The sequence below is a fragment of the Pseudomonas sp. HR96 genome (assembly GCF_034059295.1).
Taxonomy (GTDB): Bacteria; Pseudomonadota; Gammaproteobacteria; order Pseudomonadales; family Pseudomonadaceae; genus Aquipseudomonas.
Genome location: NZ_CP139141.1, coordinates 3,009,178 through 3,031,875 on the forward strand (window position 1 = coordinate 3,009,178; position 22,698 = coordinate 3,031,875).

Annotated in this window: 18 protein-coding genes; 10 read left to right on the forward strand and 8 right to left on the reverse strand. The window is 64.1% G+C overall.

The window, feature by feature from the left end; genetic code table 11:
- Positions 1-50 precede the first annotated feature (50 nt).
- Entirely contained in the window at positions 51-1,031 is a 981-nt protein-coding gene (locus tag SFA35_RS13480) for a cation diffusion facilitator family transporter (RefSeq protein ID WP_320571048.1), read from the reverse strand.
- 9 nt (positions 1,032-1,040) lie between these two features.
- Entirely contained in the window at positions 1,041-2,843 is a 1,803-nt protein-coding gene (locus SFA35_RS13485; RefSeq protein WP_414058396.1) for a L,D-transpeptidase family protein, read from the reverse strand.
- A gap of 122 nt (positions 2,844-2,965) precedes the next feature.
- On the opposite strand from SFA35_RS13485, the gene SFA35_RS13490 reads away from it, so the two are divergent.
- Entirely contained in the window at positions 2,966-3,664 is a 699-nt protein-coding gene (locus SFA35_RS13490; RefSeq protein WP_320571049.1) for a murein L,D-transpeptidase catalytic domain family protein, read from the forward strand.
- Between the two features lie 91 nt (positions 3,665-3,755).
- On the opposite strand, the gene SFA35_RS13495 is transcribed toward SFA35_RS13490, so the two are convergent.
- From SFA35_RS13495 to SFA35_RS13510, 4 genes are all read right to left on the reverse strand, one after another.
- Positions 3,756-5,273, reverse strand: coding sequence for a nucleobase:cation symporter-2 family protein (locus SFA35_RS13495; protein WP_320571050.1), 1,518 nt, complete (start codon positions 5,271-5,273; stop codon positions 3,756-3,758).
- Positions 5,274-5,399: 126 nt separating this feature from the next.
- Positions 5,400-5,669 (reverse strand): Hpt domain-containing protein, encoded by a 270-nt coding sequence (locus SFA35_RS13500; RefSeq protein WP_320571051.1) that lies wholly within the window; start codon positions 5,667-5,669, stop codon positions 5,400-5,402.
- A complete protein-coding gene (locus SFA35_RS13505) occupies positions 5,669-6,367 on the reverse strand; it encodes a response regulator transcription factor (RefSeq protein ID WP_320571052.1) in 699 nt (232 codons plus the stop codon). The genes SFA35_RS13500 and SFA35_RS13505 overlap by 1 nt, the downstream gene beginning before the upstream one ends.
- A 161-nt stretch (positions 6,368-6,528) precedes the next feature.
- A complete protein-coding gene (locus SFA35_RS13510; protein WP_320571053.1) occupies positions 6,529-7,560 on the reverse strand; it encodes a DNA-binding protein in 1,032 nt (343 codons plus the stop codon).
- A gap of 214 nt (positions 7,561-7,774) precedes the next feature.
- Between SFA35_RS13510 and msrA the strand changes: the two genes are divergently transcribed.
- Positions 7,775-8,281: a peptide-methionine (S)-S-oxide reductase MsrA gene (gene msrA, locus SFA35_RS13515; protein ID WP_320571054.1), complete on the forward strand. Its 507-nt coding sequence runs from the start codon at positions 7,775-7,777 to the stop codon at positions 8,279-8,281.
- A 1,478-nt stretch (positions 8,282-9,759) separates the two neighbouring features.
- Here msrA and SFA35_RS13520 read toward each other — a convergent pair.
- Together SFA35_RS13520 and SFA35_RS13525 are read right to left on the reverse strand one after the other, a co-directional pair.
- Complete coding sequence (locus SFA35_RS13520) at positions 9,760-10,698, reverse strand: glycosyltransferase family 2 protein (RefSeq protein ID WP_320571055.1); 939 nt, start codon at positions 10,696-10,698, stop codon at positions 9,760-9,762.
- Complete coding sequence (locus tag SFA35_RS13525) at positions 10,695-11,060, reverse strand: GtrA family protein (protein WP_320571056.1); 366 nt, start codon at positions 11,058-11,060, stop codon at positions 10,695-10,697. Before SFA35_RS13525 ends, SFA35_RS13520 begins: the two co-directional genes overlap by 4 nt.
- Before the next feature lie 160 nt (positions 11,061-11,220).
- Here SFA35_RS13525 and SFA35_RS13530 point away from each other — a divergent pair, with 160 nt between their 5' ends.
- The 8 genes from SFA35_RS13530 (at position 11,221) to clsB (ending at position 22,695) form a co-directional block, all read left to right on the forward strand.
- Positions 11,221-12,168 carry a site-specific integrase gene (locus SFA35_RS13530; protein ID WP_320571057.1) on the forward strand — a complete coding sequence of 316 codons (948 nt, stop codon included), beginning with the start codon at positions 11,221-11,223 and terminating at the stop codon, positions 12,166-12,168.
- A 178-nt stretch (positions 12,169-12,346) separates the two neighbouring features.
- Positions 12,347-13,579, forward strand: coding sequence for a 3-methyl-2-oxobutanoate dehydrogenase (2-methylpropanoyl-transferring) subunit alpha (locus tag SFA35_RS13535; protein ID WP_320571058.1), 1,233 nt, complete (start codon positions 12,347-12,349; stop codon positions 13,577-13,579).
- A 9-nt stretch (positions 13,580-13,588) separates the two neighbouring features.
- Positions 13,589-14,653 (forward strand): alpha-ketoacid dehydrogenase subunit beta, encoded by a 1,065-nt coding sequence (locus SFA35_RS13540; protein WP_320579016.1) that lies wholly within the window; start codon positions 13,589-13,591, stop codon positions 14,651-14,653.
- A complete protein-coding gene (locus SFA35_RS13545) occupies positions 14,654-15,922 on the forward strand; it encodes a dihydrolipoamide acetyltransferase family protein (protein ID WP_320571059.1) in 1,269 nt (422 codons plus the stop codon).
- A 9-nt stretch (positions 15,923-15,931) separates the two neighbouring features.
- Positions 15,932-17,314, forward strand: coding sequence for a dihydrolipoyl dehydrogenase (gene lpdA, locus SFA35_RS13550; protein WP_320571060.1), 1,383 nt, complete (start codon positions 15,932-15,934; stop codon positions 17,312-17,314).
- 531 nt (positions 17,315-17,845) lie between these two features.
- Entirely contained in the window at positions 17,846-20,551 is a 2,706-nt protein-coding gene (gene mgtA / locus SFA35_RS13555; protein WP_320571061.1) for a magnesium-translocating P-type ATPase, read from the forward strand.
- A gap of 87 nt (positions 20,552-20,638) precedes the next feature.
- Positions 20,639-21,421, forward strand: coding sequence for an endonuclease/exonuclease/phosphatase family protein (locus SFA35_RS13560; protein ID WP_320571062.1), 783 nt, complete (start codon positions 20,639-20,641; stop codon positions 21,419-21,421).
- Positions 21,418-22,695 (forward strand): cardiolipin synthase ClsB, encoded by a 1,278-nt coding sequence (clsB, locus tag SFA35_RS13565; protein WP_414058397.1) that lies wholly within the window; start codon positions 21,418-21,420, stop codon positions 22,693-22,695. Before SFA35_RS13560 ends, clsB begins: the two co-directional genes overlap by 4 nt.
- Positions 22,696-22,698 lie beyond the last annotated feature (3 nt).

Consider the following 22,698-nt stretch of genomic DNA (forward strand, 5'->3'; position numbering starts at 1 on the left):
CGTTTTAAATAGCGGAAAAATCCGTGAATATCTATCGATAAAGTCGATACTTACACCACATGCGCGGGCGCCAGCGCGCAGGGCTGCTCCTGATCGCCGCGTTCCACCTGCACAGTGGCGTGGCCGATGGCGAAACGCTGGTTGAGGCCTTCGCAGAGGCTCTGCAGGAAGGCGTCATCCTGGCCGTGCTGCGGCCGGACCAAATGAGCGGTGAGCGCCGTTTCAGTCGTGCTCAGGGCCCAGATATGCAAGTCGTGGACTTCCGCCACCCCGGGCAAGGCTGCCAGCCAGGCCTGCACCTGGCCGGCGTCGATATGTTCCGGGACTTTGTCCAGAGCCAGGTTGACGCTGTCGCGCAACAGGCCCCAGGTGCTGATCAGTATCAGTGCGGCGATGCCCAGGCTGACCAGCGGATCGAGCCAGCTCCAGCCGGTGAGCATGATCACCAGGCCCGAGACCACCACCCCCGCCGACACCGCCGCGTCGGCGGCCATGTGCAGGAAGGCGCCACGCACGTTGAGGTCGCCCTTGCGCCCGCGGGCAAACATCCAGGCGGTCAGGCCGTTGATGGCAATGCCGATGGCCGCGACGATCATCACTGTCTGGCCCCCCACCTCGCCCGCAGGCACCCCTTCGATCAGGCGTCGCAGCGCTTCGAACGTAATGCCACCGACCCCCACCAGCAGCACCACAGCGTTGGTCAGGGACGCCAGGATGGAACTGCGGCCCAGGCCATAAGTGCGGCTGCGGGTCGGCTGGCGCCGGCCCAGCGACACCGCCCACCACGCCAGCAGCAGGCCCAGCACGTCACCCAGGTTGTGCGCGGCATCCGCCAACAGAGCCACTGAGTGGGCGCTCAGGCCGAAGACGATTTCGCCGATGACGAATGCCGCGTTGATCGCCGAGCCAATGGCGAAGGCCCGGTCGAACCCGGCAGGTGGCGTGGCATGTTGATGCCCGGCGTGGCCATGGTCGTGGCCCTTGTGGGCAGGATCATGGTCGTGATCGTGGCCGTGGTGAGGCTCGGTCATGCGTTATTCCTAGAGGCCTGCCAACGGCGAGGCGATGGGTCGATTGAGGGCGCGCAACAGCACCTGGTCCTGGCCGTAGACATCAGGCTTGTAGGCCACGCGGCCCTGCTCGCCGAGGTCCACGGTCCAGTAGGCAAGCAGCACGGGGACCTTTACCGGCAGGTGGATGTTGGTGGTCTTGCCCGTGGCCAGCTGCGCCTGAATCGCCGCCGCGTCCCAGTGCTCCGGGTCGTTGAACAGCAGCTCCACCAGCTGCAGCGGATGCTCGACACGGATGCAGCCAGAGCTGGTCGCGCGCATCTGGCGGTTGAACAGCTCGCGGTGCGGTGTGTCGTGCAGATAGATGGCATAGGGGTTGGGAAAGCGGATCACCACTTGGCCAAGAGAGTTTTCGGGGCCGGCGTCCTGGCGCAGGGTCAGGCCGTGGGCGGTCTTCCAGTCGACCGTGGCGGGGTCCACGGTCATGCCCTGGCGGTCCAGCACGCGGATATGGTTGCTGGCCAGGTAATTGGGGTTCTTGAGAATCTTGGGCAGCACATCCTGAGTGAGGATGGTCGGCGGCACGGTCCAGGTCGGGTTGAAGGTGACGTAGGTGATCTGCGACTGGAACATCGGCGTGTTGCGCACCGGCTTGCCGACCTGCACCCGCGAACGCCACACTGCCTTGCCGTCACGATACAGGGCGACCTTGTAGCCGGCGATGTCCACGACCACGAAGGTCCCTTCCAGCTTGTACAGCAGCCAGCGGGCACGTTCCATGTTGACCCGCACCTGGTCGATGCGCTCGGACACCGGAATGTTCAAGGCCACCAGGGTGTCGGCGGTCACTCGGCCGTTGGCGGGCAGATACTGCTCGCTCTGAAATTTGCGCAGCGCCGTCGCCAGGCCGCTATCGAAGGTGCTGCTCAAGGCCTTGCGCGGGTCGCCCTTGGCCTTGGGTGGTGCCAGGTAGCCGCCGGCGATCAGGCGCAGGCGCAAGGCCTTGACCGCTGGCTCGTCGCTGCCGATGGCCAGTTCGCCGGGCGTGCCAATGGGCGCCCAGCCGCCGTGCTCCTGGACCGCGCGCAGACGGGCCAAGGCCTGGCGCAGGTTGGTGTAGAGCGGATCCTGCGGCGGCGCCAGGGTGAAGGCCTGGCTGACCTGATGGCTGTCCAGGGCGGCCAGCATGTCTTTGACGTCTTCACGTGGGTCGACGCTTGCCGGGTCCTTACTGTCGCCGTTCCAGGCCATGTCCAGGCGCACCGGGTCGACCTTGCCGCGGCGCAGCGCCAGCAAGGCTTGCAGATAGGTTCGCGTGGCCGCCAGGTCGAATTGTGCGCGCTGCGTCGGGGTCACCCCGGGCTGCTGCAGCTGCGCCTGCAGGCGTACCAGTTCGGGGGTATGGAAATCTTCCGGGTTGAGGCCGTCCAGCGGGGTGGCCGCCAGGCCCGCGAGCAACTGTTGCACGTCGGCATCGCTGCCCCAGGCACTGGCAAAGCCGCGCTGCAGATAGAAATCGAGCATGGCTCGATTGACGTCGACCCGACCATGCACCGCCACAGGCGCTGGCAGCGGGGCGCTGACGGCGGCGACATCCGTCGCCAGCTGGGTTGGCGCGTCATTGGACGGCACGGGCGCCAGCGCCGCAGGGACCGGCGGCATCAGAATCTTCTGAATGGCCTGTGCCACTGGGTCGGTTGGCGCTCCATTGTTCAGTGGTTGTGGTACGGTTGGCGGCGCGTCGGGCAAGGTATCTGCGTGGCAATACCCGGTACCGACCGCCAGAACCAGAAAAGCGGCGCCCAACAAGGGAATGATTGCCGATGTTCGCATCGTGACGGGTCGTGTGCCCCGGTGTCCGATCGCCCAACTGCGCATGGCCAAAGTCTGCATGGTGACGCCCCTGATCCGTACCCGGAATAACTGAAGTCTAGAGTCGTTCGAGACCGAGCCTAATGAAATACACCTTGTTCGCCGCGCTGGTCGCGAGCGCCCCGCTGGCCAATTCAGCATACGCCGATTCCCTGCAAGCCGCCCTCGTGCGCGCTGCGCCCGACGCCAACCCGCAGGTCATTGCCCTAGCGCTGCGCGCCGCTCAATGCCGCAAGGCGCATTTCGAAGCCCCGGCCCGCCGCCTGGCGGTGATCGACTATTCATTGCCTTCGACCGAGCAACGCCTCTGGGTGTTCGATCTACAACGTAAAACTTTGTTGTTTCACGAATGGGTCGCCCATGGTCGCAACAGCGGCGAGAACATGGCCAACCAGTTTTCCAACCAGAACGAGAGCATGGCCACCAGCCTCGGGCTGTACCGCACCAAGGCCACGTACCTGGGTCACAACGGCTATTCGCTGCGCATGGACGGCCTGGAGCCGGGATTCAACGACAATGCCTTCGATCGCGACATCGTGATTCACGGTGCGCCCTATGTCAGCCAGGACTTCGCCCGTTCCAACGGCCGCCTCGGCCGCAGCCTCGGTTGCCCGGCGGTGCGCCCGGAAATCGCGCACAAGCTGATCGACTCGATGAAGAACGGGCAGTTGCTGTTTTCCTATTACCCGGATCCGCAGTGGCTGAGCGAGTCGTCGATGATCAATTGCAGTGGCGCGATGACTGCGGGCAACCAGCCGGTGGCGGGGCGCCATCGACGCTGAGAAAGGAGGGGGGGTCAAACATTGCGCGGGGGCAGGAAACGGCCGCACGGGCGGCCGGTGGTAGCCAATTTGAACGGTCAAGCGAACAGCTTCAGGAGTCCTCGAGCGCCTTCACCGCCAGCGGCTTGTGCTGCCCTGCCCGTTCGTTCTGGATCGGGATCTCCACATCGTGCTCGTCATACAGCTTGCCGTCCTTGAAGTAGTCGCCATCGCGCAGGGCGGCGACGTCACGGAACTGCAGACCGCGCTCGGTGCCGGCAACGATCACCGACTGCTGGTCGGAGTTGCCTGCCGTGAAGTGGTTGAATGCCAGGTTGAGGACAATGGCCATGATCGCCGACGAGCTGATGCCCGAATGGAAGATGGTCGATACCCAGCTGGGAAAGTGATCATAGAAGGTCGGCGCAGCGATCGGGATCATGCCAAAGCCCAGCGAGGTGGCGACGATGATCAGGTTCATGTTGTTGTTGTACTTGACCTTGGACAGGGTACGAATACCGCTGGCCGCGACCGTGCCGAACAATACGATGCCTGCCCCGCCCAGTACCGAGGTCGGTACAGCGGCAATCACCCGGCCCATCACCGGCAGCAGGCCGAGCAGGATCAGGAATACCCCACCCGTGGCCACCACGTGTCGGCTCTTGACTCCGGTCACCGCCACCAGGCCGACGTTCTGGGCAAACGCGCTCTGGATGAACGAACCGAAGATCGGCGCCAGCATGCTCGAGAGCATGTCGGCGCGCAGACCGTCCCCCAGTCGACGCGAATCGACCTTGGTGTTGATGATCTCACCGACCGCCAGGATGTCCGCCGACGTTTCCACCAGGGTCACCATGACCACGATGCACATCGACAGGATCGCTGCAATATCGAAGATCGGCGTGCCGAAATGAAACGGGCTGGGGATGCCGAACCAGACGCCCTCTCCCACCTTGGAGAAATCGGCCAGACCCAGCGCCCAGGCAATCAACGTACCGAGGACCATGGCCAGCAGGATCGACAGCCGCGAGATCGCCGAGCTGCCGATCTTGCTGAGCAACAGCACCAGCACCAGGGTCACGGCCGCCAGGCCGATGTTGCTCATGCTGCCGAAGTCCGGCGCGTGGTTGTTCCCGCCCATGGCCCAGCGCGCTGCCACCGGCATCAGTGTCAGGCCGATGGTGGTGATGACGATGCCGGTGACCAGCGGTGGAAAGAACCGAGTGATGCGCGAGAACATCGGGGTAATCAGCAGGCCGATCAAGGCCGACGCCATGACCGCACCCAGTACTGTCTGGATACCGATCTGGCCGCTGCTACTGCCCGCAACGATGGCACCCATGGTGGCTACGCCGGCGAACGACACGCCCTGCACCAGGGGCAACTGGCAGCCGAAGAACGGGATGCCGAGGGTTTGCAGCAAGGTGGCCAGGCCACCGGCGAACAATGAAGCGGTGATCAACAAACCGATTTCCGTACCGCTGAGCCCGGCCGCCTGGCCAATGATCAGCGGTACCGCGACTAACCCACCGTACATGGTCAAGACATGTTGCAGCCCATAGGCCAGGTTGGCGGTCGCTCCGAGATTCTGATCCTCGGGGCGTTGCTGGGATGGTGCGGGAGTATTCATGTCGAGCAATTCCCTGTTTTTGTTGTGTGAACACTGTATCCATTACAAAGACGTATTGTCCATAGTCTTGTATACAATGTTCGACTCAGGTGAATTCTCGTCGCCGGACGCTGGAAGCCAGCGCCGCTAGAGCCCCTCGATGACCCTTTGTAGTTGACGCAACCGCTCTGGCACGAGCCTCCAAGGCAGACCTTCGCGCAGATCCTGCTCCAGCCGCCCGGCCGAATCGGTCAGCACCGAAGCGCTCATCATCAAGGCTGAACCGTGTAAGCGATGGCTGTGGTGGATTGCCGCAGGGCGATCCTGGCGATCAACGGCCCGCGTCAGTTGTGCACAGTCTTCCAGGCAACAGTCGATGAACAACCGGCGCAACAGGTCGCTGTCCGGGGTGTCCATCACTGCCACCCCTCGAACTGGCTGCGACTGTTGAACAGCTCATTGTTGTTGCGCAGGCCCAGCTTGCGAAATGCCGACTGCTTTTGCGCGCTGATGGTCTTGACGCTGCGCGAGAACTTTTCGGCGATGTCGGTGACTGATTGCCCTTGCAGACAGCAGCGCAGCACCTCGTGCTCGCGCATGGTCAGCACCGAGGGCTTGATGCGCGGCAAGCCTGCGCCCATGGGCGGCACGCTGTCGACCAGGTCCTCGACCTCGACATCGTTGTCGGCCAGGCGCTCGGCCATGGCCGGATGCACATAGACCTGGCCGCTGGCGACCTTGCGGATGGCCATCGGCAGCACCTCGGCATCCAGCTCCTTGCCGACGAAGCCGCTGGCACCGCAGCGCAGGGCCAAGGACACGGTAGAGGGCGTGTACAGCGAGGAGATCACCAGAATACGCGCCTGTGGGCAGCGCAAGCGCAGGCCGCGCAGCAGGTTCAGGCCATCCAGCTCGCCAGGGCGCAGGCAGTAGTCCATGACCACCACGTCGACCGTCTCGCGGGACAAGGCAGCGAATAGTGGCTGAGTGTGGGTGTAACTACCGAGCACGCGTATATCGCTATGGGCCGAAAGCGTCAGGCAGATGCCATGCAGAATGAATTCATGGTCGTCGAGCAACATGACGTGAAGCGGGCGACTGATAAGGGTCGTCATAGGGAGCAGGTCCTGTGTAGTGCCGCCGGCCCGAATGACCGGCTGTGCATCGACCCGACATCAGCGTCGGGCCCGGCAATTGGCGACTACTCTAGAAACCGAAGTAACACTTAGACATGGGAAAAGTCCGAAAACACCAGCGAATTTTCCCACGCCTGCCGTCAGGCCGGCCGTGGACCGGCCGATTCCTCCTCCAGTGCCTGCAGTGCCTGCAATGCCTGCGCCAGGCCCTGCCGCGCGCTGTCGCGCTCGTTCTGCAACTGACCCAGCTGGCTGCTCAGCCCGGCGATCTCTCGACGATGGCTGTGCTCAAGCGTCAAGGCCTGATCCAGCCGAGTACGGCTGTCCGCCAGCTGGCGCAGTACTTCCTGATGGCCGCCTTCCACCCGAGCAAGTGCCTGCCCGGCCACACTCAGGCGCTCGGCCTGCTGCATCAACTCGGCCTGCAGCGACTGCTGCGCGGCGAACGCCTGGCGATGCTCGACCAGCAGGCGCTCGTTGTCACGATTGAGCGAGGTGGCTTCCTGCTGCTTGACCTGCAAGGTCTGCTGCAACTGGCGCACCTCCAACTGCTGGGCCTGCAGCTGGGCCTCATGCCGACGCAACTCCTGCTCGCGCTGCTCCTTGATCGATTGCCGGTAGTGCTCCAACGCATCGCGGGCGTGCTGATGCTTCTCCTCGAGAGAGGCAATGTGTTCGTCCTTGTCCTTGAGCCGCACCTGCAGGTCGTCCGCCGCCTGATCGAGCCGGGCGCTGCGCGTCTGCTCGCTCTGCAACAAGGTCTGGCAGGCCAGCAATTCGCGGGTCTGTGCCTGCAACGCCTGGGTCTGGATCCCGTGGGCCTGCTGCAATTGCGCCAGTTGCTGTTCAATCGTTGCCAAGGCGGCCTGAGCCTGCGCCAGCGCCTCGTCGAACTGTTCCCTGGCCTGGGCCACCCTGACTTCCCCCTCCTCCTCCAGACGCTCGGCCAACCGCCTGACCAGGCTGGATAGCTCTTCGCTCATGCCCCGAGCGTGAGTGGCCGGGGCCGGGGTGCGCGCCTCCAGCTCCTTGAGATAGCGATGGATTGTGGTCTTGGAACCGGTGTTGCCCATCTCGATACGCACAGCGTCGATGGTCGGGTTGTCGCCTCGAGCCAATACAGCCTGGCGGGCAGCGCTGACCACTGCCTTGTTGATGCCTGCACGGGCCATGGGCCCTCCGTCGATTACGTACTGTGCTATGTATTATGCAATGTAACGTATCAGAGCACAAATTATCACCTGAATTTTTTCGATTTATTGGGTTTGGTAATAGAGCATTATCGAATGTGGTTGGGCATAAGCAGGGATGGGGCGCTGACGATCGGCCTTGGTTTTTCCGAACTTCAGCTACATATAAGGAAGACTACTGAGGATGAGGCCTGTCATGACTACACAAACCGAAACCGCACTACTTGCCGGCGGCTGCTTCTGGGGCATGCAGGACCTGCTGCGGCGCTACCCTGGCGTGCTGTCCACGCGCGTCGGCTATTCAGGCGGCGACGTCGCCAACGCTATCTATCGCAACCACGGCACCCATGCCGAGGCGATCGAGATCGTCTTCGATCCAGCGCGCATCAGTTATCGGCAGATCCTGGAGTTCTTTTTCCAGATCCATGATCCCAGCACCAAAAACCGTCAGGGTAACGACCAGGGTTTGAGTTACCGTTCGGCGATCTTCTATTTGAATGAAGAGCAAAAGCGTGTGGCCGAAGAGACCATTGCCGATGTCGATGCTTCGGACTTGTGGCCAGGCAAGGTAGTGACCGAGGTGGCACCCGCGGGGGCGTTCTGCGAAGCTGAACCTGAACATCAGGATTATCTGGAGCGGATACCGAACGGTTATACCTGTCACTTTATCCGCCCTGACTGGAAACTGCCGAAGCGCCCTTGAACCCTGCCGCCGCAGCGGTGGCGGGGTTTACTTGTTTTAGATATTGCTTCGGCTCTGACTCCAGCTTTGGCTTTGGCTTTGGCTTTGGCTTTGGCTTTGGCTTTGGCTTTGGCTTTGCTTTTGATCTTGATCTACCGCGACTTCAGCAGGCCGAACGGAGCAGCGCGGGAGTGGTGGCGCGAGGCAGGAGCCGAGCGAGCGCCGCGCGGCCAGGGACGGCCGCTCGGCGCGTACGCCACGGAGCGATGTGGAGTGAGGGAACCCGGAGCGCAGCGTAGGGCCAATGAACGGAGCGGAGGCCTTTTGGTTACTTTTGGGCCTTTCCAAAAGTGACTCGCCGTAAGGGCGAAAAGGTGATTTCGCGCCACCCTAGCAAATGGATCAGCCCGCTGGGTACAACGTCGCCACAAATGATTTTCCAGCATGTCCAGCATCTCAAGTGGGGCTAAGGGCCCCTTTCGCTCTTACAGCGACTTACTTTTGGAAAGTCGGAGTGCCGGAGCACCTGTACGGACCGGACACATCGTGGACACACGTGCGAAGACATGGTTGACGCATTATCGGTGTAGTCGTGCTGGTCGATATCGATCGTCAGCAGCAGGTGATGACAGAAATACACGTCAAACATGCTCCTACCCCTTACGTTGGGGCGTATGACCACATGCTTGCCCAGCAACCCTTTGGCGATGCTGAAGTCACGCCTCTTCTCAGGTCCCGCGTGGCCTAGCGCTTCGTGGCGGCCTTCTTTCAGACTCATGGCATCTTTCGTGTTCCAGGTCATGGTGGGATTCCGGCGAAGTGGCTCGCTGGAAGTGTCCACCATGTCCCCGCACACCCGTCAACCATGTGTCCGGTTCGTACAGGTGGTCCGGCATTCCGGCTTTCCAAAAGTGACTCGCCGTAAGGGCGAAAAGGTGATTACGCGCCACCCTAGCAAATGGATTAGCCCGCTGAGTACAACGTCGCCACAAAGATTTTCCAGCATATCCACCATCTCGAGTGGGGCTAAGGGCCCCTTTCGCTCTTACAGCGACTTACTTTTGGAAAGGCCCAAAAGTAAGCAAAAGGCCTCCGCTCCATTCATTGGCCCTGCGTTACGCTGCGCTCCACTCCGGGTTCCCTCCTTACGCATCGCTCCGTGGCGTACGCGCCGAGCGGCCGTCCCTGGCCGCGCGGCGCTCGCTCGGCTCCTGCCTCGCGCCACCACTCCCGCGCTGCTTCAGTCGGCCTGCTGAAGTCGCGGCAGATCAAGATCAAGATCAAGATCAAGATCAAAAGCCAGAGCCAAAGCCAGAGCCAGAGCCAGAGCCAGAGCCGGAGCCGGAGCCAGAGCCGGAGCCAGAGCCAGAGCCGGAGCCGGAGCCAGAGCCGGAGCCAGAGCCAGAGCCAGGATCACAAGATCGGGGGCTTTGCCCCCTCCCACGCTTGAATGCGCATGTCTATATTTGTCTGCACAGGCGCCAGGCCGGCTTGGCCCGTCACGGCTGCTCGCGCGTGCCGCGCAACACCTCTCGCACCACATACCGCGGCCGCTGCTTGGCCTCCAGATAGATACGCCCGATGTACTCCCCCAACACGCCAATCCCGATCAACTGCACCCCGCCCAGAAACAGAATGGCCGTCATCAGCGATGGATACCCCGGCACCGGGTTGCCGTAGAGAAACTTGTCCAGCACCGTCCAGCCCGCGTAGACCAGCGAACCCAGCGACACCACGCCGCCAATGTAGCTCCACAGCCGCAGCGGCAAGGTGCTGAACGAAGTGATGCCTTCCAGGGCCAGGTTCCACAGCTTCCAGCCATTGAACTTGGAGCTGCCGGCCGAGCGCGCGGCGCGCTCGTAGTTGACCACCACGGTATTGAAACCCACCCACGACAGCACACCCTTCATGAACAACACGTGCTCAGGCAACGTCTTGATCGCTTCCACCACCTTGCGATCCATCAGGCGGAAATCGCCCACGTTGGCCTCGATCTTGGTCGAGGCAATGCGGTTGTGCAGGTAATAGAACATGGCCGCGAAGCCACGCTTGGCCAGGCCATCGCTGGAGCGGTCCTGACGCTTGGCGAGGACCACTTCGGCGCCTTCCTGCCAGGCGGCGATCAACCGCGGCAGCACGTCCACCGGGTCTTGAAGGTCGACGTCCATGGGAATCACCGCGTCGCCACTGGCGTAGTCGAGGCCAGCGAACAGCGCCGGTTCCTTGCCGAAGTTGCGCGAGAAATTGATGACCACCACCTGCTCGTCCTGCGCGGCCAGGGTGCGCAGGATGGCGGCGGTGGCGTCGGTGCTGCCGTCATTGATGAAGAGAATTTCAACCTGATGTTGCGCCAGGCTTGGCTCGGCTCGCACCGTGCGATGGAACAGCTCGATGGTCTGTGCCTCGTTGAACACCGGCACAATCAGGGAAATTTTCATGCTTTACGGGTCCTGAAGACAAAGAGCGACGAGTAGCAGAAACCCACCACCAGGCTGATGGCGGAAAATGCCACCAGGGTGACCAGCGCATGCAACTGCAAGCGGTCGCCGATATAGCCCACCAGCCAGCTGCACAATCCCATGAAGCCTATGAACAGCACGTAGCGCAGGCCCGTCGCCTGGGCCTGAAAGGTATAACGCGCATTGACGTAGAACGAAAAGGTGGCCGCCACGCAGAACGACGCCAGGTTGCTGCGCGCCTGATCCAGGCCGCCGGCCAGGTGCAGCAGGGAGAACACCAACCAGTGCAAGCCCGTGTTGAGCACACCGACAGTGGTGTATTTGGCAAACAGTTTGAACATGAAAACTTCCGCAATACTTGATTCATTACCGGCATGGGCGCCGCCGCGTAGTATACGTGCCCCCTGCGGATTCGGCAGGCTGGTGTTCCTGTATAATTTTCGCCAATTTCGCTTTGTCTCAGCTGCCGTTCAGCTGGGCTTTCCGCTTCGAGGGCGCACCATGCATTCGGTTGACCGCTACCTGCAGGCCGGAACCCGGGACAACACCCGGCGCAGCTACCGTGCGGCGGTCGAACATTTCGAGGTCAGCTGGGGCGGCCTGCTTCCGGCCACCGCCGACAGCATCGCCCGCTACCTGGCCGATCACGCCGGGCAACACTCGATCAACACCCTCAAGCAACGTCTGGCAGCACTGGCGCAATGGCATATCAGTCAGGGTTTTGCCGACCCAACCAAGGCGCCACTGGTGCGCCAGGTGCTCAAAGGCATCCGCAGCCTGCACCCGGCGCAAGAGAAACAGGCCACGCCGCTGTCGATCCTGCAACTGCAGAAGGTCGTCGCCGTGCTCGAGGGGCGGGCTGCCCAGGCCCAGGCCGGCCACGATCTGCCCGCGCTGCTGCGGGCCCGGCGCGATCTGGCGCTGCTGCTGATCGGCTTCTGGCGCGGCTTTCGCGCCGACGAACTGGCGCGCCTGCAGGTGGAGCACATCGAGGTCGAGGCGGGCGTGGGCATGAGCCTCTATCTGCCCCACAGCAAGGGCGACCGTCAGCACCTGGGTACCCGCTACCGCGTCCCGGCCCTCAAGGTGCTGTGCCCGGTACAGGCCTATGTGCAGTGGATCGGCGTGGCCGGTCTGGCCCGCGGCCCGGTGCTGCGCAGGCTCGACCGCTGGGGCCACCTGGGCGACGAGGGCCTGCACGGCAACAGCCTGGGTCCGCTGATCCGACGTATCTTCGACCAGGCCGGCCTGACCGACCAGGTCTATTCCAGCCATTCGCTGCGCCGGGGGTTCGCCACCTGGGCCACCGCCAACGGCTGGGATGTCAAGTCGCTGATGAACTACGTCGGCTGGAAGGACCTCAAGTCGGCCATGCGCTACATCGACCCCGCTGCCTCGTTTGGGCAATTGGCGCTCAGCGTCGCGGCGCCTGTGCCGATGATTGAATGAACTGTTCGGTATCGTTCGAATGAGTGCATGAATCAACCGCACTCCAAGGCGCTATACCCCTAGAGAGGACAAATTTTTTCCCGCGTTGCCGATAGCATAAGGACCGAGCCCGCAGCGCCCTGCTCTGCCTTGAGCCTGGCGTTGCCACCCACAACAATAAATTCAGGGTGATGCACACGTGAACGACTATGCCCCGCTACGCCTGCATGTCCCGGAACCCTCCGGGCGTCCCGGCTGCAAAACCGACTTTTCCTACCTGCACCTGAGCGACGCTGGCACGGTGCGCAAACCGCCCATCGATGTCGAACCGGCCGCCACCGCCGACCTGGCCGACAGCCTGGTGCGCGTGCTCGACGAACAGGGCAACGCCCTTGGCCCCTGGGCCGCAGATATCCCCATGAGCGCCCTGCACGACGGCCTGCGGGCCATGCTCACCACACGCCTGTTCGACAGCCGCATGGTGTTGGCCCAGCGCCAGAAGAAGATGTCCTTCTATATACAGAGCCTGGGCGAGGAAGCCATCGGCAGCGCCCACGCCCTGGCGCTGGCCGGCGGTGACATGTGCTTCCCCACCTACCGTCAGCAGAGCATCCTCATCGCGCGCAAAGTGCCGTTGGTGGAGATGATCTGCCAGTTGCTTTCCAATGAGCGCGACCCGCTCAAGGGGCGACAGCTGCCGGTCATGTACTCCTACAAGGACTCCGGCTTTTTCAGTATTTCCGGCAACCTGGCCACGCAATTCGTCCAGGCCGTAGGCTGGGCGATGGCCTCGGCGATCAAGGGTGACACCCGTATCGCCTCCGGCTGGATCGGCGACGGCTCTACCGCCGAGTCGGACTTCCATACCGCCCTCACCTTCGCCCATGTCTACCGCGCCCCGGTCATCCTCAACGTGGTCAACAACCAGTGGGCGATCTCCAGCTTTCAAGGCATCGCCGGGGGCGAAGCGACTACGTTCGCCGGTCGTGGTGTGGGCTGCGGCATCGCCTCGCTGCGGGTCGACGGCAACGACTTTCTCGCCGTATACGCCGCTTCGCGCTGGGCCGCCGAGCGGGCCCGGCGCAACCACGGGCCGACCCTGATCGAATGGGTCACCTACCGCGCCGGCCCTCATTCCAGCTCCGACGACCCGTCCAAATACCGCCCGGCCGACGACTGGCAGCACTTCCCGTTGGGTGATCCGATCGCCCGTCTCAAGCAGCACCTGATCACCATCGGCCAATGGTCGGAGCCTCGGCATGAGGCGCTGGTGCGAGAGATCGAAGAACAGATCGCCACGGCGCAGAAGGCCGCCGAACAACACGGCACCCTGGTCAGCGGCCAGGTCGCCAGCGCCGCGACCATTTTCGAGGACGTGTACAAGGACATGCCGGCGCACCTGCGCCTGCAACGCCAGCAGATGGGAGTCTGAAACATGAACATGCACACCGACCCTGTGGCGGGCGCCAGCAGCGAGCAGGCCGAACCGGGCACCACCCTCATGACCATGGTCCAGGCCCTGCGCTCGGCGATGGACGTGATGCTTGAGCGCGACCCCAATGTCGTCGCGTTCGGCGAAGACATCGGTTATTTCGGCGGGGTGTTCCGCTGCACCGAAGGCCTTCAGGCCAAGTACGGTCGCTCGCGGGTGTTCGATACACCGATCTCCGAAAGCGGCATCGTCGGGGTGGCCGTGGGCATGGGGGCCTACGGCCTGCGCCCGGTGGCGGAAATCCAGTTCGCCGATTACGTCTACCCGGCCTACGACCAGCTGGCCTCGGAAGCGGCGCGCCTGCGCCATCGCTCGGCAGGCGACTTCAGCGCGCCGATCACTGTGCGCATGCCCTGCGGCGGCGGCATCTATGGCGGACAGACCCACAGCCAGAGCCCTGAGGCCATCTTCACTCAGGTCTGCGGCCTGCGTACGGTGATGCCGTCCAACCCCTACGACGCCAAGGGCCTGTTGATCAGCGCGATCGAGAACGACGACCCGGTGATCTTCCTCGAGCCCAAGCGCCTGTACAACGGCCCGTTCGACGGCCATCACGAGCGCCCGGTGACCCCTTGGTCGAAACATCCGGCCAGCGTGGTGCCCGAGGGCTACTACAACATTCCCCTGGACAGCGCCGCCATCGTCCGTCCGGGCAGCGAAGTCACCGTGCTGACCTACGGCACGACGGTCCATGTCGCCCTGGTGGCGTGCGAGGAAACCGCCATCGACGCCGAGGTCATCGACCTGCGCAGCCTCTGGCCGCTGGACCTCGATACCCTGGTCGAGTCGGTACGCAAGACCCGCCGCTGCGTGGTGGTGCATGAAGCGACACGCACCTGCGGTTTCGGCGCCGAACTGGTGGCGCTGATCCAGGAGCATTGCTTCTACCATCTGGAGGCGCCCATCGAGCGGGTCACCGGCTGGGACACGCCTTACCCGCACGCCCAGGAATGGGCTTATTTTCCCGGCCCCGCGCGGGTCGGTGCGGCCCTCAAACGTGTGATGGAGGCCTGAATGGGCACGCATATCATCAGAATGCCGGACATCGGTGAGGGCATCGCCCAGGTCGAATTGGTGGAATGGTTCGTCAAGATCGGCGACCGGGTCGGCGAGGACCAGATTCTCGCCGACGTGATGACCGACAAGGCCACGGTGGAAATTCCCAGCGCCGTCGCCGGCACCGTGATCGCCCTCGGCGGCCAGCCGGGGGAAGTGATGGCGGTCGGCGCCGAGCTGATCCGTATCGAAGTCGAGGGCCTGGGTAATCTGCGCGCAAGCGACGCGCCGCAGCTGACGCCGCCGCCCGCCGCCGCCGTCACGTCACCCGCCGCCGCCTCTGCTGCTACCCCACCGGCTGCCACTGCACGCACACAAGCCCCCGCCGGGCCTGGCGCATCGGCTGGTGGTCAGGAGCAACGTCCGCTGGCCTCGCCCGCCGTGCGCCGGCGCGCCTGGGATGCCGGCATCGAACTGAGCGCGGTGAGCGGCAGTGGCCCGGGTGGCCGCGTGACCCATGACGACCTCGACGCCTTCATCGATCGCGCACAGACTCCACCTGCACTCGCCGCCGGCTATGCCCCACGCACCGACAGCGAACAGATCGCGGTGATCGGCCTGCGCCGCAAGATCGCCCAGCGCATGCAGGAAGCCACGCGCAATGTCGCGCATTTCAGCTATGTCGAGGAGATCGACGTCACTGAGGTCGAGCAACTGCGCCGTCACCTCAACGGCCGCTGGGCCGAATCGCGCGGGCGCCTGACCCTGTTGCCCTTGCTGGTGCGCGCCATGGTCGTGGCCCTGCGCGATTTTCCGGGGCTCAACGCCCACTATGACGACCAGGCCCAGACCCTCACCCACCATGGCGGCGTCCACGTGGGCATCGCCACCCAGAGTGACAGCGGCCTGATGGTACCGGTGCTCAGGCACGCCGAAAGCCGTGACCTGTGGGGCAACGCCGCCGAGATCACCCGGCTGGCCCACGCGGCGCGCAGCGGCAAGGCGGCGCGCGAAGAATTGAGCGGCTCGACCATCACCCTGACCAGCCTGGGCGCGCTGGGCGGCATCGCCTCGACCCCGGTGATCAATCAGCCGGAAGTGGCCATCGTCGGCGTCAACCGCATCGTCGAGCGGCCGGTGGTACGCGACGGCCAGGTCGTGGTGCGCAGCATGATGAACCTCAGCAGCTCCTTCGATCATCGGGTGGTGGACGGCATGGATGCGGCGCGCTTCATCCAGGCTGTGCGCAGCCTGCTGGAACAACCTGCCACGCTGTTCATCGACTAAGGGGCGCCCATGCAGACTATCAAGACGCAATTGCTGATCATCGGCGGTGGCCCTGGTGGCTATGTCGCCGCCCTGCGCGCTGCGCAACTTGGCCTGGACACCACGCTGGTGGAGCGCCAGGCCCTGGGGGGCACCTGCCTCAACGTCGGTTGCATCCCCTCCAAGGCGCTGATCCACGTGGCCGAGCAGTTTCATCAGGCCAGCCGCCTGGCTGAGGGGTCGCCCCTTGGGATCAAGGCCGCGGCGCCAAGCCTGGACCTCGCCACCAGCATCGGCTGGAAAAACGCCATCGTCGATCGTCTCACCAGTGGCGTGGCCGGCCTGCTGAACAAGGGCAAGGTCCGGGTATTGCACGGCGAGGCGCAGATTCTCGATGGCAAGCACATCGAACTGGCGGGACAGGCCATTCGGGTGGAATGCGAGCATCTGTTGCTGGCCACCGGTTCCGAGACCGTACCATTGCCCAGTCTGCCTCTGGGCGGTGCAGTCATCTCTTCCACCGAGGCCCTGGCGCCGACGCAACTGCCCCGCCATCTTTGCGTGGTCGGTGCCGGCTATATCGGCCTGGAATTGGGCACTGCCTATCGCAAGCTTGGCGTGCGGGTCAGCATCATCGAGGCGCTCGAGCACATCCTGCCCAGCTATGACCCTGAACTGACTCATCCTGTGGCCGCCAGGCTCAAGGCGTTGGGTATCGACCTGTATCGGCAGCATCGGGTGCAGGGGTATGACCCTGGCACCCGGACCTTGCACGCCACGACGGTCGCCGGCGATACGCTCCAGGTGAGCTGCGATCAGGTGCTCGTGGCCGTGGGCCGCAAGCCGCGGACCGCCGGGCTCGAAAGCCTGCAGCTGGCGATGCACGGCAACGCGGTGGCGGTGGATCGGCAATGCCGCACCAGCATGCGCAATGTGTGGGCGATCGGCGACCTGACTGGCGAGCCGATGCTGGCGCACCGCGCCATGGCCCAGGGCGAGATGGTCGCCGAGATCATTGCCGGCAAGCGCCGCGAGTTCGTTCCGGCGGCAATCCCCGCCGTATGTTTCACCGACCCCGAACTGCTGGTGGCGGGCTTGACCCCGGCACAGGCGCAACGGGCTGGGCTCGACTGCATCAGCGCCCAATTCCCGTTCGCCGCCAATGGCCGGGCGATGACGCTGGAGGCGTCAAGCGGCTTCGTGCGGGTGGTAGCGCGGCGCGACAATCATCTGATCGTCGGCTGGCAGGCAGTGGGGGTGCAGGTGTCGGAGTTGGCGAGCGCTTTCAGCCAGTCGCTGGAGCTCGGCGCGACACTGGAGGACATCGCCGGCACTGTCCATGCACATCCGACTCTGGGCGAGGCGGTACAGGAGGCGGCGCTACGGGCGTTGGGGCGGGGATTGCATTTGTAGTGCCTGCCTGGCTGGCCCAGCACCACCCATTGAACTCCACTGGCACCTGGCGCCAAACCGCGCTATGACACAGTGTTCAAGCTGCTGGCGGCGTTGGATGTGCAGCTGTCGGTGCGCGTTCCTGAACCCAAGCTGTCGCCTTGAATGAAATTCCTGTCACAACGCCATCAAGCATTTACCGGATGTTTCCTCGGCGGTATGCTTCGCGCGTTTTCATCAACCGCGGAGTCCCCAGTGGGCACTAGTTCGAGTGACAGTAGTCGGCCGGTACGGTCTACCGGCACACCCTCGACGAGATAACGCGCAGTCTTGTGCCGTCATCTCGCTCGATGCGAGAGACGGCATCCCTGATGCGGCCAGGCGGCTGCACCTTCGATACCCTCTTCCGACTCCATACAACGTCATGCCAGCGTCCTCATCGCCTGGACGATTGGCAGCGAACCCTTCGGGCTGCTTTGCCGTTGCGCAAAGCGCCCGGATGAGCGTGCCTGCGCGAGGGTTCCGGGGGCTTCGATCCCGGAGGGTACTGCCATGCGCATCAAAGAGTTCTTCGCAGGTTTCCTGCGCACCCGTCACTTCGCTCGGCATTTCCGCCGCTTGGCGCTGTTCGAAAGCCTGCCGCAGACCGATGTCGCCCGCGAGGTGCCGCCGACCCTGGCACAAAGCCTGATCGCCGCCGCTCTGCAGCAATCCCCCGAGCTGCTGGCGCGTTTTGCCAGCCATCAGGATGGCCTGCGCGAAGAGCAGGCCGATGCCGTGCGCGACCGCGTCGGCCTCAACGAGGTGGAACACGAACAGCCGCTGCCCTGGTGGGTGCACCTGTGGCATTGCTACCGCAACCCTTTCAACCTGCTGCTGACCCTGCTGGCCTTTGTCTCACTGGTGACCGACGACTTCAAGGCCGCCACGGTGATCGGCTCGATGGTGCTGCTGTCCACCGTGCTGCGCTTCTGGCAGGAGTCGCGCTCCAATCAGGCCGCCGACGCCCTCAAGGCCATGGTCAGCAACACCGCAACGGTGCGCCGTCGCCAAGGCGACAGCCACGTGCGCATCGAGCTGCCGATCAAGCAGCTGGTGCCCGGTGACCTGGTGGTGCTGTCGGCCGGCGACATGATTCCGGCTGACTGCCGCGTGCTCAACGCCAAGGACCTGTTCGTCAGCCAGGCGGCCATGACCGGTGAATCCATGCCCGTGGAGAAGTTCGTGCGCCAGAGCGATGTGGCCACGCGCAATCCGCTGGAGCTGGACAACATCCTCTTCATGGGCACCAACGTGGTGTCCGGCGCCGCCCTGGCGCTGGTGATCGCCACCGGCAACGACACCTATTTCGGCGCCCTGGCGCAGCGGGTCGGCGCCACCGACCGCGGCGAGACTTCGTTCCAGACGGGCGTCAACAAGATCAGCTGGCTGCTGATCCGCTTCATGCTGGTGATGGCGCCGCTGGTGCTGTTCATCAATGGTTTCACCAAGGGTGACTGGACCGAGGCCGTGCTGTTCGCCCTGTCGATTGCCGTGGGGCTGACCCCGGAAATGCTGCCGATGATCGTCACCTCGACCCTGGCCAAGGGCGCCGTGTTCCTCTCGCGCAAGAAGGTCATCGTCAAGCGCCTGGACGCCATCCAGAATTTCGGCGCCATGGACGTGCTGTGCACCGACAAGACCGGCACCCTGACCCAGGACCGGATCTTCTTGGCCCGCCATGTCGACGTCTGGGGTGACGAGTCCGACGACGTGCTGGAGCTGGCCTACCTCAACAGCTACTACCAGACCGGCCTGAAGAACCTGCTGGACGTGGCCGTGCTCGAGCATGTGGAAGTGCACAGCCAGCTGCAGGCCGCCACCGCGTTCGCCAAGGTCGACGAGATCCCGTTCGACTTCAACCGCCGGCGCATGTCGGTGGTGGTCGCCGAGCACGACGGCCCGCATCGGATCATCTGCAAGGGCGCAGTGGAGGAGATTCTCTCGGTGTGCAACCAGGTGCGTCATGGCGAGGCCGTCGAGCCGCTGACTGCCGACCTGCTGACGCGCATCCGCGAAGTCACCGCCGAACTCAACGCCGAAGGCCTGCGCGTGGTGGCCGTAGCCGCCCGCGAGCAAGCCGCCGGGCAGCAGGACGTGTATGGCCAGAGCGACGAGCGCGACCTGATCCTGATCGGCTACGTGGCCTTCCTCGACCCGCCCAAGGAGAGCACCGCCCCGGCACTGCGCGCGCTGGCCGCCCATGGCGTGGCGGTCAAGGTGTTGACCGGCGACAACGAGCTGGTCACCGCAAAGATCTGCCGCGAGGTGGGCCTGGCCCAGCAGGGCCTGCTGATGGGCGGCGAGATCGAGGACATGAGCGACGCGCAACTCGCCGTGGCCGTGGAGACCACCAACGTCTTCGCCAAGCTGACCCCGGCGCACAAGGAGCGTATCGTCCGCCTGCTCAAAGCCAATGGCCATGTGGTCGGCTTCATGGGCGACGGCATCAACGACGCCCCGGCGCTGCGCACCGCCGACATCGGCATCTCGGTGGACAGCGCGGTGGACATCGCCAAGGAAGCGGCAGACATCATCCTTTTGGAAAAAAGCCTGATGGTGCTCGAAGAAGGCGTGCTCGAAGGGCGTCGCACCTTCGCCAACATGCTCAAGTACATCAAGATGACCGCCAGCTCCAACTTCGGCAACGTCTTCTCGGTGCTGGTCGCCAGTGCGTTCATCCCGTTCCTGCCGATGCTGCCGATGCACCTGCTGGTGCAGAACCTGCTGTACGACATCTCGCAGATCGCCGTGCCGTTCGACAACGTCGACGAGGAGCTGCTCAAGCAACCGCAACGCTGGCAGCCAGGTGAAGTGGGCCGCTTCATGCTGTTCTTCGGGCCGATCAGCTCGGTGTTCGACATCCTCACTTTCATCATGATGTGGTACGTGTTCGGCGCCAACAGCCCGGAACACCAGACCCTGTTCCAGTCCGGCTGGTTCGTCGTCGGCCTGCTGACCCAGACCCTGGTGGTGCACATGATCCGTACACCGAAGGTGCCGTTCCTGCAGAGCCGCGCGGCGTGGCCGCTGATGGTGATGACTGCGGTGATCATGGCCATCGGCATCTTTCTGCCGATGGGTCCGCTGGCCCATTACTTCAAGCTGCAGGCGCTGCCGCCGCTGTACTTCGTGCTGCTGCCGGTGATTTTGCTGGCGTACATCGGCCTGACCCAGGCCATGAAGCGCTTCTACATCCGGCGCTACGGCTGGCAGTAAGCCACCCTCCAGGGGAACCTCCCCGGTGGCGCTTGAGTCGGACATCTAGACCAGTAAAGGTCTTGCTGTCCGACCCAGGAGCTCGCCATGACCCCACCCAACCTTCGGCCCCTGCCCGAAGAAGCCCCTGCCGTGCGGGTGCTGCGGGTGCTCACCGTCAACACCCACAAGGGTTTCAGCCCGCTGAACCGGCGGTTCGTACTGCCCGAGCTGCGCGAGGCCGTACGCACCCTCGGCGCCGACGTGGTGTTTCTCCAGGAAGTGCTGGGCGCCCACAGCGGCCACGGCGAGCGCTACCCCAACTGGTCCCAGGTGCCGCAATACGAGTTTCTCGCCGACAGCATGTGGCCGGTGTTCGCCTACGGGCGCAACGCGGTCTACCCCGAGGGTGACCACGGCAACGCCCTGCTGTCGAAGTTTCCTATCCTGCGCCACGACAACCGCGACGTCTCCGTGCACGGCACCGAGCAGCGCGGCCTGCTGCACTCGGTACTGGCAGTGCCTGGCCAGCCGGAGGTGCACACGATCTGCGCCCACCTGGGCCTGCGCGAAGGGCACCGCCAGCAGCAGATGCAGCTGCTGTGCGAATTGATGGACAGCCTGCCCGCCGACGCCCCGGTGATCGTCGCCGGCGATTTCAACGACTGGCGCCAGCGCGGCGACGCGATCCTGGCGCGCTGCGGCCTGCGCGAAGTGTTCAGCGAGGCCCAGGGTCGCCCGGCGCGCAGCTTTCCGGCACGCTGGCCACTGCTGTGCCTGGACCGCATCTACCTGCGCAACGCCCGGGCGGTGGCGCCGCAGGTGCTGTCGCGCAAACCCTGGTCGCACTTGTCCGACCATGTCCCACTGGCTGTGGAGGTGCATCTGTGAACGCCCCTGTCACCGAAACGGCCAAGGCCGATGAGTCGCCCTTCACCGAGCAATGGCGCACCAACAATCAGGTGCAGCTGTTGATCAACGGCGAGGAGTTCTTTCCCAGCGTGTTCGAAGCCATCGGCCGGGCCCGCGAGGAAGTGCTGCTGGAGACTTTCATTGTCTTCGAAGACAGCGTTGGCAAGGAGCTGCAGGCGGTGCTGGTGGCCGCCGCTGCGCGCGGGGTCCGGGTCGAGGTGCTGGTGGACGGCTATGGCACCGCCGAACTGAGCTCGGCGTTCGTGCGCCATATGGTCGAGGCCGGGGTGCATGTGCAGGCCTACGATCCGCGGCCCAAAGTCATGGGCATGCGCACCAACCTGTTCCGCCGCCTGCATCGCAAGATCGTGGTCATCGACGGTGAAGTCGGCTATGTCGGCGGCATCAATTACAGCGCCGACCACCTCGCCACCTTCGGCGCCATGGCCAAGCAGGATTACGCGGTGAAAGTGCTCGGCCCCATCGTCGGCGACCTGCACCGCGCCACCCTCAACCTGCTCGATCAGACCAGCGCGCTGCCCCGGCAGCGGGCGGCGTGGCGCAGCCGTGGCGAACCGATCAACGCCGACACCGCCACCGCCCAGATACTGCTCAGCATCCGCGACAACGACCGGCACACCAGCGACATCGAACAGCACTACCTGCACGCCATCGAGAAATCCCGCGAGCGGATCATCATCGCCAACGCCTACTTCTTCCCCGGTTACCGCCTGCTGCGGGCCCTGCGAGACGCGGCGCGCCGGGGGGTCAAGGTGACCCTGATCCTGCAGGGCATGCCCGACATGCCACTTGTGCGTCTGTGTTCGCGCCTGCTGTACAACTACCTGCTGCGCGACGGCGTGGAGATCCGCGAGTACTGCGACCGGCCGCTGCACGGCAAGGTGGCCATCGTCGACCGTGACTGGGCTACGGTGGGTTCCAGCAACCTTGACCCGCTGAGCCTTTCGCTGAACCTGGAAGGCAATCTGGTGATCCGCGACGCGGCGTTCAATGCCCGGCTCTACGAGCACCTGCGCGAGCTGGCGCGGCACAGTTGCAAGTCGATCAGCCTGCAGCGGGTGCTGCGTGGCTACTGGTGGCGCGCGCCGCTGATCTTCCTGACCTTTCACTTCCTCCGGCATTTCCCGGCGCTGGTCGGCTTCATCCCGGCCCACTCGCCCAAGCTCAAGCCGCTGCTCGACGTGCAAGCCACCTGCCCGCCTCGGCGGCCTCCCGAGGAACCCAGCCCGTGAGCG

Excerpts from the sequence above, each read along its gene's own strand:
- SFA35_RS13480 (WP_320571048.1), bottom strand. The coding sequence starts at position 1,031 with ATGACCGAGCCTCACCACGGCCACGATCACGACCATGATCCTGCCCAC.
- SFA35_RS13485 (WP_414058396.1), bottom strand. The coding sequence starts at position 2,843 with ATGCGAACATCGGCAATCATTCCCTTGTTGGGCGCCGCTTTTCTGGTT.
- SFA35_RS13490 (WP_320571049.1), top strand. The coding sequence starts at position 2,966 with ATGAAATACACCTTGTTCGCCGCGCTGGTCGCGAGCGCCCCGCTGGCC.
- SFA35_RS13495 (WP_320571050.1), bottom strand. The coding sequence starts at position 5,273 with ATGAATACTCCCGCACCATCCCAGCAACGCCCCGAGGATCAGAATCTC.
- SFA35_RS13500 (WP_320571051.1), bottom strand. The coding sequence starts at position 5,669 with ATGGACACCCCGGACAGCGACCTGTTGCGCCGGTTGTTCATCGACTGT.
- SFA35_RS13505 (WP_320571052.1), bottom strand. The coding sequence starts at position 6,367 with ATGACGACCCTTATCAGTCGCCCGCTTCACGTCATGTTGCTCGACGAC.
- SFA35_RS13510 (WP_320571053.1), bottom strand. The coding sequence starts at position 7,560 with ATGGCCCGTGCAGGCATCAACAAGGCAGTGGTCAGCGCTGCCCGCCAG.
- msrA (WP_320571054.1), top strand. The coding sequence starts at position 7,775 with ATGACTACACAAACCGAAACCGCACTACTTGCCGGCGGCTGCTTCTGG.
- SFA35_RS13520 (WP_320571055.1), bottom strand. The coding sequence starts at position 10,698 with ATGAAAATTTCCCTGATTGTGCCGGTGTTCAACGAGGCACAGACCATC.
- SFA35_RS13525 (WP_320571056.1), bottom strand. The coding sequence starts at position 11,060 with ATGTTCAAACTGTTTGCCAAATACACCACTGTCGGTGTGCTCAACACG.
- SFA35_RS13530 (WP_320571057.1), top strand. The coding sequence starts at position 11,221 with ATGCATTCGGTTGACCGCTACCTGCAGGCCGGAACCCGGGACAACACC.
- SFA35_RS13540 (WP_320579016.1), top strand. The coding sequence starts at position 13,589 with ATGCACACCGACCCTGTGGCGGGCGCCAGCAGCGAGCAGGCCGAACCG.
- SFA35_RS13545 (WP_320571059.1), top strand. The coding sequence starts at position 14,654 with ATGGGCACGCATATCATCAGAATGCCGGACATCGGTGAGGGCATCGCC.
- lpdA (WP_320571060.1), top strand. The coding sequence starts at position 15,932 with ATGCAGACTATCAAGACGCAATTGCTGATCATCGGCGGTGGCCCTGGT.
- mgtA (WP_320571061.1), top strand. The coding sequence starts at position 17,846 with ATGCGCATCAAAGAGTTCTTCGCAGGTTTCCTGCGCACCCGTCACTTC.
- SFA35_RS13560 (WP_320571062.1), top strand. The coding sequence starts at position 20,639 with ATGACCCCACCCAACCTTCGGCCCCTGCCCGAAGAAGCCCCTGCCGTG.